Genomic DNA, 15155 nt, shown 5'->3' with positions numbered 1-15155 from the left:
ACGAAGGTTCCTGAGCAGGAACGCAGTCGTGGAGGTGAGCCAATCAAGTCGCCATTACATCGCATCCTTCAGCGTCAGCCGCGCCGTGAACGTCACGCTGGTCTTGCCGACCAGCGCCATGCCTTCGACTTCCGCACCGCCGGGGAAATAGTCGCCGGAAAAGCCGCAGGTGACCTCCCTGCCGCCGAATGCGAGCGTCCTGCCGACCGCCTCGGTGTGCTGATTGACGATCATGTCGCCCCGCCACTTGCCGTTCCGGAAGGTGTAGCTGCCGGTGTAGTAGAAGTAGCTGTCGCCGCCCATGATGCGGCCGTCGCTGAGCACGACCACGCCCCTGGCCTGCCCACGCTTGCCGTCCCGCATCTCGATGTCGAAGATGTAGAGGCCGTTGACGACCCTGGCCTCCTCACCCGCTTCCGCTTCATCGCCAGCTGACATCCGATCATCCCCACCGATCCGCTGCCCCGATCAGTTCGGCACGTTCCGCTCGAGATCCTCGAGCCATGCCGCTGCACTCGAATCCGAGGGCGCGCGCCAATCGCCACGCGGCGACAATGAACCGCCGGCCGAGACCTTCGGCCCGTTCGGCATGGCCGAGCGCTTGAACTGGCTAAAGGCGAAGAAGCGGCGCAGGAACATCTCGAGCCAGCGGCGGATATCCGGCAGGTCATAGGCCCGGCGCCGATCGCTCGGGAAGGCCGGTGGCCATTCGCCCTTGGCAACGTCCTTCCATGCCTGAAGCGCCATGAAGGCGATCTTGGACGGCCGCATGCCGAAGCGCAGCGTATAGAACAGGTTGAAGTCCTGCAGCTCGTAAGGTCCGACGGACGCTTCCGTGCTCTGCGGCTTCTGGCCGGCCTCGACGGGCACGAGTTCCGGCGAGATCTCGGCCACAAGGATCGAGCCAAGCGTCCGGTTGACGTCGTCGCTGAATTGCTTGGAGGAGATCACCCAGCGGATCAGATGCTGGATCAGCGTCTTCGGCACGCCGGCGTTGACGTTATAATGCGCCATCTGGTCGCCGACACCATAGGTGCACCAGCCGAGCGCGAGCTCGGAGAGATCGCCGGTTCCGATCACGATGCCGCCGTAATGGTTGGCGAGCCGAAACAAATAATCCGTGCGCAGGCCGGCCTGCACGTTCTCGAAGGTGACGTCGTAGACCTTCTCGCCCTTGCCGAAGGGATGGCCGATATCCTTCAGCATCTGCGTCGCCGTGGTGCGGATGTCGAGCTCCTGCCAGCTCGTCTGCAACGCCTTCATCAGCGCGAGCGCGTTGGTCTTGCTCTCGCTGCCGGTGGCAAAGCCCGGCATGGTGTAGGCCAGGATGTTCTCGCGCGGCAGGCCGAGCAGGTCGACCGCCTTGGCGGCGACGATCAGGGCGTGGGTGGAATCGAGGCCGCCCGACACGCCGATCACCACGCGCTTGGTACCGGTGGCGCGCATGCGCTGCACCAGCCCGGCGACCTGGATGTTGTAGGCCTCGTAGCAGTCCTGCTCGAGCAGGCTCTCATCGCTCGGCACGAATGGAAAGCGCTCGACCTTGCGCAGGAAGCCGATATCGGCGGCCGGCGGCTTCAGGGCAAATGTCACCTTGCGGAAAAACGCCTCGCGCTGCCGCCGGTTGTCGTCGAACGTTCCCATCAGCGCGCGCTCCTGCCGGAGCAGGTCGAGGTCGACGTCAGCCAGCGTGATCTGGCCGCCCTGGCGGAACCGCTCACCCTCGGCCAGCAGCACGCCGTTCTCGTAGATCGAGGTCTGACCGTCCCAAGCGAGATCGGTGGTGGATTCTCCGGCCCCGGCCGCGGAATAAACGTAAGCCGCGAGGCAGCGCGCCGAGGTCGATTGGCACAGCAACGCGCGCGAGCGCGCCCGGCCGATCGTGATCGGGCTGCCCGAGAGGTTGATCAGCACGCTCGCGCCCGCAAGCGCGAGCTCCGAGGCCGGCGTCACCGGGATCCACATGTCCTCGCAGATCTCGACGCCAATGGTGAGGCCCGGAACGTCCTCGGCCGCGAACAGGAGATCAACGCCGAACGGCGCATGCAGGCCGCCAAAGGCGACGGTCTCACCGGCGATGCCGGCGCCGGAGGCGAAATGCCGTCCCTCGTAGAACTCGCGATAGGTCGGCAAGTAAGATTTCGGCACGACGCCGAGGACGTTGCCGCGATGAATGACGACGGCGCAGTTGTAGATGCGATTGCCAAAGCGCAGCGGCGCCCCGACGATCAGGACCGTCATTAGCCCCACGGAGGCCGCAACGACGCTTGCGAGCCCGCGCTCGACCGCATCAAGCAGCGGATCCTGCTTCACCAGGTCCTCGATCGCATAACCGGACAGGCACAGCTCGGGAAACACCGCGACCGCGACCGACTGCTCATGGCAGGCATTGGCCGCCGCCAGCACGGCCTTCACGTTGGCGCTGGGATCGGCGACGTGGGAGGTGGTCACGCAGGCTGCCACGCGCGCAAATCCGTGGGCGTAAATCGAGTGGAAAGTCATCGAGCGCAGTACCCTCAAATCTCTCGCCGGCGGCCAAAGCCGTCAGCTCCGGTCATATTTAGCCCATCGATCTGGCCCCGTGCAGGCCATCCGCCGTCATGCATAACGGATTTGCGCCCCATCCGGTCCAGTGCCGGCGAGGTCAGGCGCTGCGGGCCAGCACGCCGGGCAGATCGCCGCGCAGCCACCCGGCGATCCGGGGCCAGGCATGCGCATGGGTGCGCGCGCCCATGAACAGGCCGAGGTGGTTGCTGGGCTCGGATGCCGCTGCAACGAAGGCAGGTGGCGTACCGACGAGCCCCGCGGTGGCCAGCGCTTGCGTCGCTGGCACTACATCGTCGTCGAGGCCGGCGAGCAGGAAGATCGGCGCCTTGACGTCCTTCAGATCGATCGGGCGCCCGAGCGCGACGAAACGGCCCTCGGCGATGCGGTTCTCCCGGAAGATCGCGTTGACGATCTCGAGATAATAAGTGCCCGGCAGGTTGAGCGTCTCGGTGTTCCAGCGGTCGAACCGCGCCAGCAGCTCGGAGCCCTGCTCGTCCGAGAGATCCCGCTGCAATGCCGTCCTGATATCGTCGTTGTCAGGGGTTTTGGACCAGAAGCGCAGCATCTCCTCGCCGCTGACATTGCCGCCGCCGCGCGCGACGAGCTGGTCATAGACCAGCTCGGGCGCGTTGCGGGCGAGCCGGGACAGCGAGGACTCGATCGACAGGTCCACGGGAGCACCGACCAGAACCAGCCGCCGCACCTTGGCTGGAAAGCGCGCGGCATAGAGCAGCGACAGCCACCCGCCCTGGCACAGCCCGACGAGATCGACCGGCGCGCCGATCTCGTCGATGGCGACGTTGAGATCGCCGAGATAGCTGTCGATCGAGAGATAGCGCATGTCCGGCGTCGCCGACCGCCAGTCGGTGAGATAGATCCGGTCGATGCCGCCGTTCTGCAGCGACTGCACCACGCTGTGGCCCGGGGCGAAATCGGCGATCAGAGCCCGGTGCAGCGCATAGGGCGCGCAGACCAGCGCCGGCTGGCCGGACCGGGTCTGCGAGCAATCGCGCAAGTCCATCGTTGCGAGCTCCAGCGCAACGCGGCTCGGCGTCGTCCATGGCAGGCTGCTGTCACCCTGTTGCTCGGGTGCCCGCTCCAGCCACCAGAAGCAGGCATCCATGGCGAGCTGCGCTGCCGCAAACGGCCAGAGCCGTGGATCATCGTGAGCCTGGGCTGAACTGCGTGGCGGTTTGGAGGTCTTGTCCACCATGGCTACCTCGACATCCTCACAGAAACGCCTCGAGGCTCACGACGGCAATGCCGAGGTCCCGAAAACTCCGATGGGTCGCCGCGACCGAGCCGTCGAGATCGATGCCGCGACAGGCATCCTCGATGACGGCCACCTCCAACCCTGCCTTCCGCGCATCTTCCGCCGAGAAGCGGACGCAGAAGTCCAGCGCCAGACCTGCGACAAAGACGGTCTTCAGCTCGCGTTCGCGCAAATAACCAAGCAATCCGGTCGGTGTCCGATGGTCGTTCTCGAACAACGCCGAATAGGAATCGATGCCGCGGCGAAAGCCCTTGCGCACCACGAGGCTTGCCCGTGTCACGTGGAGATCGCGATGAAATTCCGCGCCGGCCGTGCCTTGCACGCAATGCGTCGGCCACAGCACCTGCCGGCCATAGTCGAGCTCGATGGTCTCGAACGGCTGCTTGCCGGCATGGTTCGGCGCGAACGAGACGTGGTCGCTCGGATGCCAGTCCTGGGTCAGCACCAGATTGGCGAATTTTTGGGCGATCCTGTTGATGGCGGGCACGACCTTCTCGCCCCCTGGTACCGCCAGCGCCCCGCCGGTGCAGAAGTCGTTCTGCACGTCGATCACCAGCAACACGTCGCGGTCGGAAATCTTCATCGCCGTCCCATTTCGATCTGCCGGGCGCGACGGCGCCGGGCGACCACCTCAGTGTCGGCCTTCCCGCGCGGCTTCGCAACCACTGGCACGCGCGGCAGCTGCGCGAATTGGTCACCGTGGCCGCCACGATGCAACGGTTTGACCTCGTCCGTGTTGACTAGGCGCACCCAAGGGCAGATTCTCGCACCGCCCGCGCCAGGCGGATCGGGTCGAAGCAGCGGAGGACAGGGCTGCCAGGGCCTGAAGGTCGTGGCGGCGATGAGGCCATGAATATCGGCAAGACCGGAAAAATTCTTCTCGCCGATATCGGCGGCACCAATGCGCGCTTCGCGCTGAGCCCGAGCGGTCAGACCGGACCGATCGACTATGTCAAGGTCGCCGACTTCCCGACCGTGCGCGAAGCCATCGCGGACGTTTTGGCGCGCCGGTCCAACGGCGAGCAGCCCCATCGCGCGGTGCTGGCCGTGGCGGGTCCCGTCACCAACAATCGCTGCGTCATGACCAACAGTCCCTGGGTCATCGACGGCAACGAGCTGCAGTCCGCGCTCGGCTTCGACAGCGTCCATGTGCTGAACGATTTCGAGGTGGTGGCCTGGTCCCTGCCTGCCTTGGAGCCTTCAGACCTGGTCCCACTCGGCGGCGGCGACGGCCTGGCCGGCGAGCCGTTGCTGGTCGTGGGGCCTGGAACCGGATTTGGTGTGTCCTGCCTGGTCGACCGCCATGGTTCGCGCCTGGCCGTCGTTACCGAGGCTGGACATGCGACCCTGCCGGCGGAGAACGAGCGCGAGGAGCGCGTGATCGCCTGCTTGCGGCAGCGCCTCGGCCATGTCTCGATCGAGCGCGGTGCCCTCTCGGGCTCGGGGCTGCAAAACCTGTATGAAGCGTTGGCTGAGATCGACGGCGTCCAGGTGCCGCATCGCGATGCCGCCGGGATCACCAAGGCGGCCCTGGAGAACAGCTGTCCGGTCAGCCGCGCGACGCTCGAAATGTTTTGCGCCATCCTCGGCTCGGTCGCCGGCAATCTCGCGGTGACCTTCGGCGCCCGCGGCGGCGTCTATGTCGCCGGCGGAATCGTGCCGCGCTTCCGCGAGTTCCTCGCCGCCTCCGCTTTCCGGGCGCGCTTCGAAGCCAAGGGACGGTTCCAGGATTATCTGCGCAACATCCCGACCAGGCTCGTGATCAAACCCGATGCGAGCTTCCTCGGCCTGACGATGTTTGCCGAGCACAATTCCGGCTGAGTAGCGGTCTCAGGCGGCGAGTTCCCGTCATGCACAGCTGATTTGCGGCGCACCTGCGGTTCCACGCAGGTTCTGCTTGCCTGTGTGTTCCCGATGAGAAACAATCTACCCGTGTGTGGCGTAGTTGCGGGGGCGTGACATGCGTAAGCAGGATTCGGGTTTCGACTATCACCGCTATCACCGCCTGTTGCGCGAAGCGGACAGCGAAGACAAGCGGCTGGCGCTCATCGAGCTCCTGATCGAGGAAAAGGCCCGCGACCAGCTGGCCGCCCAGCGCGCTTCGGATCGCGCGGCCATGACGGCTCATACCATTGCAAGGGTGCTGAGGAACGGCCGCAACCCTGCCGGTTGAGTCCTTCCCGCCAGGCGGCAAAAGCGCGATCGGTCAGCTCGGGATAGTGGCCGACGGCTCCGGAAACATCGAGTCGATCATCGCCTTGAGCTGATCCATCGCGATCGGCTTGCGCAGGATCGGCCTGCGCCGGAGCAAGGACGGCAGCAGTTCCGGACCGTAGCCTGTGGCGAACAGAAACGGTTTTCCACGACGTTCGATCAAATCGGCGACGGGGTCGACATAGACGCCCATCAGATTGATGTCGAGGATGGCCAGATCGTACTGCGCGGTCATGGCAAAGGCGCTGGCGTCGCGCACATTGTCTGCCTCCGCAACGACGTGGTGGCCGAGTTCCTCCACCATGTCGGCGATCATCATCCGGATCAACGCCTCGTCTTCGACCAGGAAAACGGAGAGTCCGTCCGCCATATCAACCCCGCAATCAGCCGTGCGAAGCTAAGCATAACCGAATTGCGCTGTAGATACACGAATTCGTGGCGGGCGCCGTTAATTCACACGCGCCCGAACCGATTCAACTTGATCAATCCAGTCCGCGCTCGTGGCTGAGGCGCACCATTGCCTGGATGAACACCTGCTTCTGCTTGTCGTCGAGGCTGGAAAAGAGCGGCTCGGCGGCATCGGCGACGTTGCGCTGATCGCCGGCGCGATCGATCAGGAACTGGGCCTCGTTGCGCATCTGCTCGATGATGTCGTCGGGCGGATCGCGCTTGGCGCGCGCAATCCGCAGGTTGAGCCGCTCTGCGCCATTATGCCCAAGGTAGTGCATCGCGCTTGAGAAGCCGTACCAGTGCTTCTCCTGATCCGGCGTGAGGTTCAGCTCGCTCTTGATCCGCTCGATGTAGGAATCGCTGTTCGCGACGATCTGCTCGGCAGTCAGCTGCGGCGCACCGGGCTGGGTCAGAACCGTGACTTCCTTGTTGTCTTTACCCTTGTTGTCCTGCGGCGCGTTCTTCGCCTCCTTGGTCGCCTTGGCGCTCTTGCCCTTGGCGCTCTTGGCATCCTTGTCCTTGGCCCCGCCCTGCTGCTTGGAATCCTTCGCCGCGTCCTTGCCGGCCTCCCGGGGCGGCGGCGCCTGATTGCTGGTGTTGGTGTTGCCGACACCGAGCACGCCGGTGAAGACGCCGACCACGCCGCCGATGGCGCCACCGAGCACACCACCGACCGGACCTGCCGCCTTGTTGCCGGCCGCGGCGCCTTCCTGAACGCCCTTGACCAGACCTTGAGCATTCGCCACCGCGCCGGCCCCGAGCAACAGCGCGAGCATAGACCCCAGCGCCAGGCATCGCCGCAGATGAAGCCGCGCTGGTGCCGCCGGTTTGATCATTCTCGTCTCCATCATCGATCTGGCCTGTCAGCGAGGATCAGCCGCTAGGCGCAACTCTATCGTTTCCGCCGCTTCGAGGTCCAGACGTGGCCGATTGCTGTCCACGCCCGAAAGGTCTTTCACGCGAAGCGGTTATCCAGCCTCTTGCGAAACTGAGGCGCAATTGCGCACGGCAGCGTTCGAGGCCGTTTGGCGCGAAGTGTGCGTCGCAAAAAAACACCGTGCGCTGCGCCTGCGGCCCTATCGCCTTGCCAGACGTTGCGACCTTTCCGGGCACAACATGAGTTTTGGACGCGGAGCCGTTCGGCTTTCTCGACAGACGCGATCAATCATGATCTGATCGCGCTACCAATTTGCTGCGACCGGCGTGAATTGCCCACGCGGGCCGACGGCACCAACAAGAAAATCGACAACAAGAACTCAAGAAAGAAGTCTCAGAGGAAACTCCAACAACAACACCCAAGCGAGGAAACGAGATGTCACGCAAGACACTGACGCGACGTCAATTTGTGGCTGCCACTGCAATGTCCTCCGCGGCGCTGATCTCGGCGCCCTATGTCCGGGGCGCTTACGCCGCCGGCAAGCTCTCGATCGGCTTCTGGGACCATTGGGTGCCGGGCGCCAACAAGGCCTCGACCGAGCTCGTCAACGAATGGGCGGCGAAGGAGAAGGTCGAGATTTCCATCGACTACATCACAAGCCAGGGCAAGAAGATCGAGCTCACCATCGCGGCCGAGGCGGCGGCGAAGTCAGGTCACGATGTCCTGGCGATGCCGACATGGTGGCCGCACGCCCATGCCGAACTGCTCGAGCCGGTCAATGACATCATGGAGCCGATCATCAAGCAGAACGGCGACGTGAACGGCACCGTCAAATATCTGGGACGGGCCGGCAACAAATGGCTTGCGGTGCCCGCAACAATCGGAAGCCAGATCAAGGGGCCCTGCTCCCGCATCGATCTCCTGAAGAAGTTCGCCAATATCGATATCCAGGAAATATATCCGGCCGGCAGCCAGCCCAAGGCCGATAACTGGAACATGGAGACATTCCTGAAGGCGGCCGAGGCCTGCCAAAAAGGCGGCGTGCCCTTCGGCATCGGCCTGGGCGAGACCACCGACAGCACCGACACTGCCGGCGCCATCTTCCAGTCGTTCGGCGCTGAGCTGGTCAATGCCAAGGGCGATCTCACGGTGAAGACGGACGCGGTTCGCCAGGCGCTCGAATTCTACAAGAAGCTTATCGCGGTCCTGCCGCCCGACGTCGCCGCCTGGGATGACGCCTCCAACAATAAGTGGCTGATCTCCGGAAAAGGCGCGCTGATCATGAATCCTCCGAGCGCGTGGGCGGTCGCCAAGCGCGACGCGCCGCAGGTCGCAGAGCAGTGCTGGACCCACGGCATGCCGTCCGGTCCGAAAGGCCGTTATGCGCCCTACCTGCCTTATTTCTGGGGGACCTGGAGCTTCTCCAAGAACAAGGAAGCGGCGAAGAGCCTGCTCACGCATCTGTCGCAGCCGTCATCGATCGAGAAGTTCGTGGCCGCGAGCGGCGGTTACGACCTGCCGGCCTACGCGAACATGACGACGCTGAAGACCTGGCAGGAGGAAGGGCCGCCGAAGGGCACCCTTTATCACTACCCCAATCCCCACAATCACCAGACGCTGTCGATTGCTGCCTCTCCTGCTCCGCCCAAGATCGCCCAGCAGATCTACGCGCAGGCCACGCTGACCAAGATGTGCCTCCGCTACGCGCAAGGCGAGAAGATGGAGGCGACGCTCGCTTGGGCGGAAGGCGAGTGCGAAGGCTTCATGCGAAGCTGAGACAGAGACGGGCGGCTCACGCTGGACGTGAGCCGCCGGTCTGGCTGCCGCCACAAGCATCAATTTCGGAAGCCGGTTCCGCCGGCTTCCGTGCGAACGATCCTGCGAGGAAGATCCATCATGGCTGATGCCGTAGTTCGGCAACCCGGCGTCGCCCGGCCTGCGAGCGCCCACAAACGTGCAAGCCTGCACAACGCCCTGAGGCGGAAATCGACCGTGGCGTTCCTGATGACGCTGCCGCTGATCCTGCTGATCACGCTGCTCGTGGTCTATCCGGCCTTCTATTCGCTGCATCTGGCAACGCTGAACAAGTCGATGCAGAAGTTTGTAGGCTTCGGCAATTTCGAGTTCCTGTTCAGGCGCGACACATTCTGGCTGGTGGTCAAGCAATCCTGCATCTTCGCCATCACGGCCGTGGTCTTCAAGGCCCTGATCGGATTCGTCGTCGCGCATTTCGTTCACAACATTCCGGCCAAGGGCCAGCGCAAATGGCGCGGCATGCTGCTCGTGCCCTGGGTGATCCCGCCCGCGATGAGCACGCTTGCCTGGCTCTGGCTGTTCGACCCGTCCTACAGCGCCTTCAATTACACACTTGCATTCTTCGGTATTGGGCCCATCCCGTGGACCGGCGACGCCGCCTGGGCGCGTTTCGCCGTGATCCTGGTCAACGTCTGGTATGGCGCGCCCTTCTTCATGATCATGTATCTGGCCGCCCTAAAATCGGTGCCCGATCAACTCTACGAGGCCGCCGCCATCGACGGCGCCAATTGGTGGCAACGCATCTGGTATGTGACGCTGCCGATGATGCGCAACATCATCGCGATCACCACGCTGTTCTCCCTCATCGTCACCTTCGCCAATTTCGACATCGTGCGCATCCTGACCGCGGGAGGCCCGCTGGATCACACCCATATCTTTGCGACATGGGCGTTCCGGGTCGGCATCGAGGGCAGCGACATTCCGCTCGGCGCCAGCGTCTCGCTGTTCATGGTGCCGATCCTGGCGGTCGCCGCAATCTTCATCCTTCGCGACGTCAACAAACGCGGGAACGAAGCCTGATGAGCACCATGACAATCGACAAGGCCGGACCGCGCCGCAACGTCAAATACGGCAGCATGAGCCGCGACCGCGCCTGGGCGCTGCGCTGGTCCTACTTCTTCCTGGTGCTGTTTGCGATCTTCTCGCTGACGCCGCCACTCTACATGCTGATCACCTCGCTGAAGAGCAGCGCCGAGATTTCGGCGGCGACCAACCCTTGGTGGGTGTTCCATCCGACGCTGGACAACTATGCCGAGCTGCTGACGTCCAACCAGTTCCTGCGCTTCTTCTGGAATTCGGCGTGGGTCTCGATCATCGTGGTGACTCTCACCATGCTGATCAGCGTGCCGGCCGCGTTCGCGCTGGCACGCATGAAGTTCTGGGGCTCGGCGACACTCGCCACCGGCGTGTTCCTCACCTACCTCGTCCCCGACAGCCTGCTATTCATTCCGCTATTCAAGATGTTCGCGCTGATCGGCGACTGGACGGGAGTCCAGCTGATCAACAGATGGTACGTGCTGCTCTTCATCTATCCGACGCTGACGGTCCCGTTCTGCACCTGGATCATGATCGGCTATTTCGCCTCGATCCCGAAGGAGCTCGACGAGGCCGCCATCATCGATGGAGCGTCCTGGTTCCAGACACTGACCCGGATCTTCATTCCGGTGGCGCTGCCGGGCCTGATCGCCGCCACCATCTTCGCCTTCACCGTATCCTGGGCGCAATTCCTCTATCCACTCGTGTTCACGACCTCAACGGACCAGCTCGTTCTGCCGGTCGGCATCATCACCACGCTGATCAAGGGCGACGTCTTCAATTGGGGACAGATCATGACCGGCGCGCTGCTCGGAGCCGCGCCGCCGCTCATCATCTACGCGTTCCTGATGGACTACTACATTGCCGGCCTTACCGCCGGTGCGACAAAGGGTTGAAAGCGAGGGGTTGAACTGAAATGGCCGACGTTTCCTTGCGGAAGGTAGTCAAGCGTTACGACGATGTCGAAGCCGTGCGCGGCATCGACCTGGACATCGCCGACCATGAGTTCATTGTGCTGGTCGGCCCCTCCGGCTGCGGCAAGTCGACCACGCTGCGCATGATCGCAGGCCTCGAGGACATCAGCGATGGCGACATCATGATCGGCGGCGATATCGTCAACGACGTGCCGCCGAAGGACCGCGACATCGCCATGGTGTTCCAGAACTACGCGCTCTACCCGCACATGACGGTCGCGGAGAACATGTCGTTCGGGCTGCGGCTGAAGCACTATCCCAAGGCCGAGATCAAGGCGCGGGTGACGGAAGCCGCCCGCCTCCTCGACATCACCGATCTGATCGACCGCAAGCCGAAGCAGCTCTCCGGCGGCCAGCGCCAGCGCGTCGCCATGGGCCGCGCCATCGTGCGCAATCCCAAGGTCTTCCTGTTCGACGAGCCGCTGTCCAATCTCGACGCGAAGCTCCGCGTGCAGATGCGGATCGAGATCAAGAAGGTGCACCAGAAGGTGCGCACCACGACGGTCTACGTCACCCACGACCAGGTCGAGGCGATGACGCTGGCCGATCGCGTCGTTGTCATGAACAAGGGCAAGATCGAGCAGATCGGCACGCCGAACGAGCTCTACCACAAGCCGGCGACGCGCTTCGTTGCCGGCTTCATCGGCTCACCCGCGATGAACTTCATCCCGTGCCGGCTCGAGGATGTCGGCGGCACGCTTCAGCTGCGCCTCACCGACCGCCTCGCCTTCGCGCTGCCGCCGGCCCGCGCCGCGCGCTACAACGCGCTGCCACGCACCGACAAGCTGCTGCTCGGCCTCCGTCCCGAGCATCTCACCGAGTGGCATGCGCATCTGGCGCCCGGGGTCGAGACCTTCGACACCGTGCTCGACGTCACCGAACCGATGGGCATGGAGACGCTGGTCTATTTCGGGCTCGAGGGCACGCCGGTCTGCGGCCGCGTCGATCCCAATGCCGGCGCCAAGGACGGGGCACCCATGCGCCTGGCGATGGACCTCAACAACATGCACCTGCTAAATGAGGAGACCGGCGTCGTGTTGTGACGCCGCGATCCAAGAAAAGCGAGCAGGTAGGGGAGCGATGGCGACCAACAAGAAGAAGATTTTCGTTACGCAAACTTTGTCGCAAGGGGCACGTGCCCTCCTCACCCAGCGGGACGATATTGAGCTCGTCGAGTTTCCGAACCTGATCTCGGCGAAGGATTTCGAGGCCTTGTTGAAGAGCCATGCGCCGGTCCATGGCGTGGCGCTGGGCGCCACCGCTTTCGGCGAGACCGAGCTCGAGGCGGCCGGCGACATGAAGGTGGTGACCCGCATCGGCGTCGGCTACGACGCCGTCGACGTGCCCGCCCTCTCCCGCCGCAAGGTGCCGCTGATGGTCGCCGGCAGCGCCAATTCGCCCTCGGTTGCGGAGGCGGCGCTGTTCATGATGCTGACGCTGGCCAAGCGCGCGCAGGAGCTGCATTCCTGCGTCAAGGAGGGCACCTGGGTCGACCGGCTCGGCATGCTGCCGTTCGACCTCTACGGCAAGACCGTGCTGATCATCGGCTTCGGCCGCATCGGCAGCCGCACAGCCAAGCGCTGCCTGGCGTTCGAGATGAAGGTGCAGGTCTACGATCCCTACAAGGACGCCGCCGACATCAAGGCGGCCGGATGCGAGCCGGTCACCGACCTCGATGCCGCGCTGCCTCACGCCGACTTCGTCACCATCCACTGCCCGAAGACGCCGGAGACCGTCGGCCTATTCGATGCCGACAGGATCGGCCGCATGAAGGATAGATCCTACCTCATCAATACCGCGCGCGGCGGCATCGTGAAGGAAGCGGCGCTCTATGACGCACTGACGTCCGGAAAGCTCGCCGGCGCCGGCATCGACGTGTTCGAGGTGGAGCCGCCGCCGGTCAGCAACGCGCTGTTCGCGCTGCCCAACGTCATCATGGCCCCGCATGTCGCCGGCGTCACGGTCGAGGCGGTGAGCCGCATGAGCGAGCAGACCGCGCGCAATATTTTGAGCGTGCTGGACGGCGATCCCATCAGGCAGAATGTCATCAACCAGGACGTGCTGGGCTGAGATTATGGAAGGTCAGCGGCTCACCCCGCCGCCTTCGGAACGCCAGAAAGCGTCCCATTTTGGTGCAGATCGGGCCCCAACTCAGCCTTAATCAAACGCGCGTAATGGGCTTGAAACGCGGCGGCGGTGGGACAGACTGGCCGGCGCGGCGAGCTGGAGGATGGACCCTTGTCAGAGATCGACCCGACCGACCACGCGCTGGCGACCATCGCCAGCATCCTGGAGCACCCCGAGCCCGTTCTCGTCATTCGCCAGACCGAGACCGAAATCGTGGTCGCCGGAGAGCGTGAGCACATCGCGTCGGACGAGCCGCCGATCGTGGATGAGCATCCGGTGATCGACGAGCATCCCGTGGTCGAGGAGCAGCCGCTGGCGCCGGAGCACACCGATGCCGACGGCTACAGCAAGGTTGGTCCGGGACCCATGGTCGCGATCCGTCTGAAATGGACGGTTCATCGCGGCGATGACGGCCAGTACTATGTCCACGAGACCATCGGCGAGCAATCCGCCCCCGTGGTCAGTGGTCCCATGACGAGCGAGGCCGCGGTGCGCTTCGTCGACACCCAACAAGATGAGGCGAACAGGCGCTTCGAGCTGCTGCGCAGCGAAATCGCCGGCCGCAGCTCGCTCGCCGACTACGAGCGCAAGGGCGAAGCGTAAGACCTCACTTCCTGCCGAGATAATCCTTCTTCACCAGCTCGACGCCGGCGTGGCGGAGCAGGTCGTAGGCGGTGGTGACATGAAAGAAGAATTGCGGGACGCTGAACGTCAGCAGCAGCGTCCGGCCGGTGAAGGGCAGCTCGGTGCCGTTCTTCAATTTGAAGAAGACACTCCGTTCCGCCGCCGCATCGATCTCCGCGCGCGGCAGGCTCTCGATGAACTCGATGGACGTTGCGATGCGCGCCTGCAGCCCGGCCATGTCATGCTCCAGCGCCGGCAGCGTCACCGGCTCGCACTGCGCCAGCAGGGCCGGCGCGACCGTGGCATGGCGGCAGGCCTCGCCGACCTGCTGGGCGAGGTCATACATGTTCGGCGCAAGGCGCATGCCGAGCAGAATCGCCGGATCAAACTTCCGGGCCTCGGCATACGCAACGCCCTTGTCGAGCAGCGCCGACAGGTTACGCAAATAGGGCACGAACAGGCCGACCGAGGCCTCGTAGATCGAGATCGTCACTTCAAGGATTCCCTTCGATTTCTGCCTTCCGAAAAGTTGTCCGCTTTTCGGTCGACCAGTGGCTGCACATTGCCATGGAAGACGGCGCCTGCAAGAAGATCTACCCGGCCTAGTTCGATAAGGCCGTGTCCTTCCGTCGCTTTGCCTCGCCAAACTTTGGACCGGCTCCGGGCCTATTGAACCCGGAACCGCCGGGAGACGACTCACAGCAACGACAGTGATCTAGATCACTTTTTGCAAGCGAGCCGGCGCGTAAGCGTCGGTGCGGGGACCACCTGTTCAGGAGACGGAAATGAGGAAGCTGTTGGCCACGGCCGCATTCCTTTTGGCGAGCACTGCCGCGCAGGCGCAGTACACGTTTGAATATGGCGGGCGCACCATCCGCATCGATCCGGACCGCGGCACGGTGCAGATCCCCGGCGTCTACGACAACACAGGCCAGAATAAGCCCAAGAAGGCCAAGAAGAACGAGACGGCGCCGCAGCAGGCCACGGTCGACCCGCAGGCGCCGGCTGCTCCGGCCCCAGCTCCCGCTCCTGCTGCGCCGCCCGCAGCCGTGCAGGCACCTGCGGCTGCCGCCGTCGCGCCGCCTCCTGCGCCGCCGGCTCCGCCGACGGCCGCGACCGCGGCCAATACGCCGGCCCAAACGGCCGTTGCGCCGCCGCCTGCACCACCTCCGGCCCCTGCGCCGGTCGAGCAGCAAGCCGCGCCCGCCGTGGCCCCGCC

General features: G+C 64.2%; 15 protein-coding genes and 1 pseudogene. 9 read left to right on the top strand and 7 right to left on the bottom strand.

Translation table 11 applies throughout. The features are described 5' to 3' along the window. Positions 1 to 54: 54 nt before the first annotated feature. The 4 genes from I6F20_RS05510 to pncA form a co-directional block, all read right to left on the bottom strand. Entirely contained in the window at positions 55 to 438 is a 384-nt protein-coding gene (locus I6F20_RS05510; protein ID WP_036012369.1) for a GrlR family regulatory protein, read from the bottom strand. Between the two features lie 30 nt (positions 439 to 468). After that, positions 469 to 2502 carry an NAD(+) synthase gene (locus tag I6F20_RS05505; RefSeq protein ID WP_225125354.1) on the bottom strand — a complete coding sequence of 678 codons (2034 nt, stop codon included), beginning with the start codon at positions 2500 to 2502 and terminating at the stop codon, positions 469 to 471. Positions 2503 to 2644: 142 nt separating this feature from the next. Then, entirely contained in the window at positions 2645 to 3760 is a 1116-nt protein-coding gene (locus I6F20_RS05500) for an alpha/beta fold hydrolase (protein ID WP_225125352.1), read from the bottom strand. Between the two features lie 16 nt (positions 3761 to 3776). After that, the gene (pncA, locus tag I6F20_RS05495) at positions 3777 to 4403 is read right to left on the bottom strand and encodes a bifunctional nicotinamidase/pyrazinamidase (RefSeq protein ID WP_036028076.1); all 627 of its coding nucleotides are present in this window, start codon (positions 4401 to 4403) and stop codon (positions 3777 to 3779) included. Between the two features lie 266 nt (positions 4404 to 4669). Between pncA and glk the strand changes: the two genes are divergently transcribed. Beyond that, entirely contained in the window at positions 4670 to 5641 is a 972-nt protein-coding gene (gene glk, locus I6F20_RS05490) for a glucokinase (RefSeq protein WP_036012393.1), read from the top strand. A 139-nt stretch (positions 5642 to 5780) separates the two neighbouring features. Continuing rightward, on the top strand, positions 5781 to 5993 hold the full coding sequence (locus I6F20_RS05485; protein WP_036039656.1) for a hypothetical protein: 213 nt from the start codon (positions 5781 to 5783) through the stop codon (positions 5991 to 5993). A 33-nt stretch (positions 5994 to 6026) separates the two neighbouring features. On the opposite strand, the gene I6F20_RS05480 is transcribed toward I6F20_RS05485, so the two are convergent. Together I6F20_RS05480 and I6F20_RS05475 are read right to left on the bottom strand one after the other, a co-directional pair. After that, positions 6027 to 6404: a response regulator gene (locus I6F20_RS05480; protein ID WP_036012398.1), complete on the bottom strand. Its 378-nt coding sequence runs from the start codon at positions 6402 to 6404 to the stop codon at positions 6027 to 6029. Positions 6405 to 6516: 112 nt separating this feature from the next. Next, the gene (locus tag I6F20_RS05475) at positions 6517 to 7320 is read right to left on the bottom strand and encodes a Spy/CpxP family protein refolding chaperone (protein WP_036012400.1); all 804 of its coding nucleotides are present in this window, start codon (positions 7318 to 7320) and stop codon (positions 6517 to 6519) included. A gap of 476 nt (positions 7321 to 7796) precedes the next feature. Between I6F20_RS05475 and I6F20_RS05470 the strand changes: the two genes are divergently transcribed. The 6 genes from I6F20_RS05470 to I6F20_RS05445 all read left to right on the top strand — a co-directional run bounded on the left by I6F20_RS05470 (position 7797) and on the right by I6F20_RS05445 (position 13915). Then, the gene (locus I6F20_RS05470) at positions 7797 to 9137 is read left to right on the top strand and encodes an ABC transporter substrate-binding protein (protein WP_036012401.1); all 1341 of its coding nucleotides are present in this window, start codon (positions 7797 to 7799) and stop codon (positions 9135 to 9137) included. A gap of 120 nt (positions 9138 to 9257) precedes the next feature. After that, positions 9258 to 10196, top strand: coding sequence for a carbohydrate ABC transporter permease (locus I6F20_RS05465; RefSeq protein ID WP_057029220.1), 939 nt, complete (start codon positions 9258 to 9260; stop codon positions 10194 to 10196). Next, a complete protein-coding gene (locus I6F20_RS05460; protein WP_036012407.1) occupies positions 10196 to 11107 on the top strand; it encodes a carbohydrate ABC transporter permease in 912 nt (303 codons plus the stop codon). The genes I6F20_RS05465 and I6F20_RS05460 overlap by 1 nt, the downstream gene beginning before the upstream one ends. Positions 11108 to 11127: 20 nt before the next feature. Next, a complete protein-coding gene (locus tag I6F20_RS05455; protein ID WP_036012409.1) occupies positions 11128 to 12228 on the top strand; it encodes an ABC transporter ATP-binding protein in 1101 nt (366 codons plus the stop codon). Between the two features lie 37 nt (positions 12229 to 12265). Continuing rightward, entirely contained in the window at positions 12266 to 13255 is a 990-nt protein-coding gene (locus I6F20_RS05450) for a hydroxyacid dehydrogenase (RefSeq protein ID WP_225125350.1), read from the top strand. A gap of 168 nt (positions 13256 to 13423) precedes the next feature. Next, entirely contained in the window at positions 13424 to 13915 is a 492-nt protein-coding gene (locus I6F20_RS05445) for a hypothetical protein (protein ID WP_036012421.1), read from the top strand. A 4-nt stretch (positions 13916 to 13919) separates the two neighbouring features. On the opposite strand, the gene I6F20_RS05440 is transcribed toward I6F20_RS05445, so the two are convergent. After that, complete coding sequence (locus tag I6F20_RS05440; protein ID WP_036012425.1) at positions 13920 to 14417, bottom strand: DUF1993 domain-containing protein; 498 nt, start codon at positions 14415 to 14417, stop codon at positions 13920 to 13922. 304 nt (positions 14418 to 14721) lie between these two features. Here I6F20_RS05440 and I6F20_RS05435 point away from each other — a divergent pair. Next, positions 14722 to 15155, top strand: a pseudogene (locus tag I6F20_RS05435) (DUF2147 domain-containing protein); the annotation flags it as partial.

The organism is Bradyrhizobium sp. IC3123 (assembly GCF_020193625.1).
GTDB lineage: Bacteria > Pseudomonadota > Alphaproteobacteria > Rhizobiales > Xanthobacteraceae > Bradyrhizobium > Bradyrhizobium yuanmingense.
Note: the sequence above shows the minus strand (reverse complement) of the source record. Positions and strands in the feature narration are given on the sequence as shown.

Excerpts from the sequence above, each read along its gene's own strand:
- I6F20_RS05510 (WP_036012369.1), bottom strand. The coding sequence starts at position 438 with ATGTCAGCTGGCGATGAAGCGGAAGCGGGTGAGGAGGCCAGGGTCGTC.
- I6F20_RS05475 (WP_036012400.1), bottom strand. The coding sequence starts at position 7,320 with ATGATCAAACCGGCGGCACCAGCGCGGCTTCATCTGCGGCGATGCCTG.
- I6F20_RS05485 (WP_036039656.1), top strand. The coding sequence starts at position 5,781 with ATGCGTAAGCAGGATTCGGGTTTCGACTATCACCGCTATCACCGCCTG.
- I6F20_RS05505 (WP_225125354.1), bottom strand. The coding sequence starts at position 2,502 with ATGACTTTCCACTCGATTTACGCCCACGGATTTGCGCGCGTGGCAGCC.
- glk (WP_036012393.1), top strand. The coding sequence starts at position 4,670 with ATGAATATCGGCAAGACCGGAAAAATTCTTCTCGCCGATATCGGCGGC.
- I6F20_RS05500 (WP_225125352.1), bottom strand. The coding sequence starts at position 3,760 with ATGGTGGACAAGACCTCCAAACCGCCACGCAGTTCAGCCCAGGCTCAC.
- pncA (WP_036028076.1), bottom strand. The coding sequence starts at position 4,403 with ATGAAGATTTCCGACCGCGACGTGTTGCTGGTGATCGACGTGCAGAAC.
- I6F20_RS05480 (WP_036012398.1), bottom strand. The coding sequence starts at position 6,404 with ATGGCGGACGGACTCTCCGTTTTCCTGGTCGAAGACGAGGCGTTGATC.
- I6F20_RS05465 (WP_057029220.1), top strand. The coding sequence starts at position 9,258 with ATGGCTGATGCCGTAGTTCGGCAACCCGGCGTCGCCCGGCCTGCGAGC.
- I6F20_RS05450 (WP_225125350.1), top strand. The coding sequence starts at position 12,266 with ATGGCGACCAACAAGAAGAAGATTTTCGTTACGCAAACTTTGTCGCAA.
- I6F20_RS05460 (WP_036012407.1), top strand. The coding sequence starts at position 10,196 with ATGAGCACCATGACAATCGACAAGGCCGGACCGCGCCGCAACGTCAAA.
- I6F20_RS05470 (WP_036012401.1), top strand. The coding sequence starts at position 7,797 with ATGTCACGCAAGACACTGACGCGACGTCAATTTGTGGCTGCCACTGCA.
- I6F20_RS05455 (WP_036012409.1), top strand. The coding sequence starts at position 11,128 with ATGGCCGACGTTTCCTTGCGGAAGGTAGTCAAGCGTTACGACGATGTC.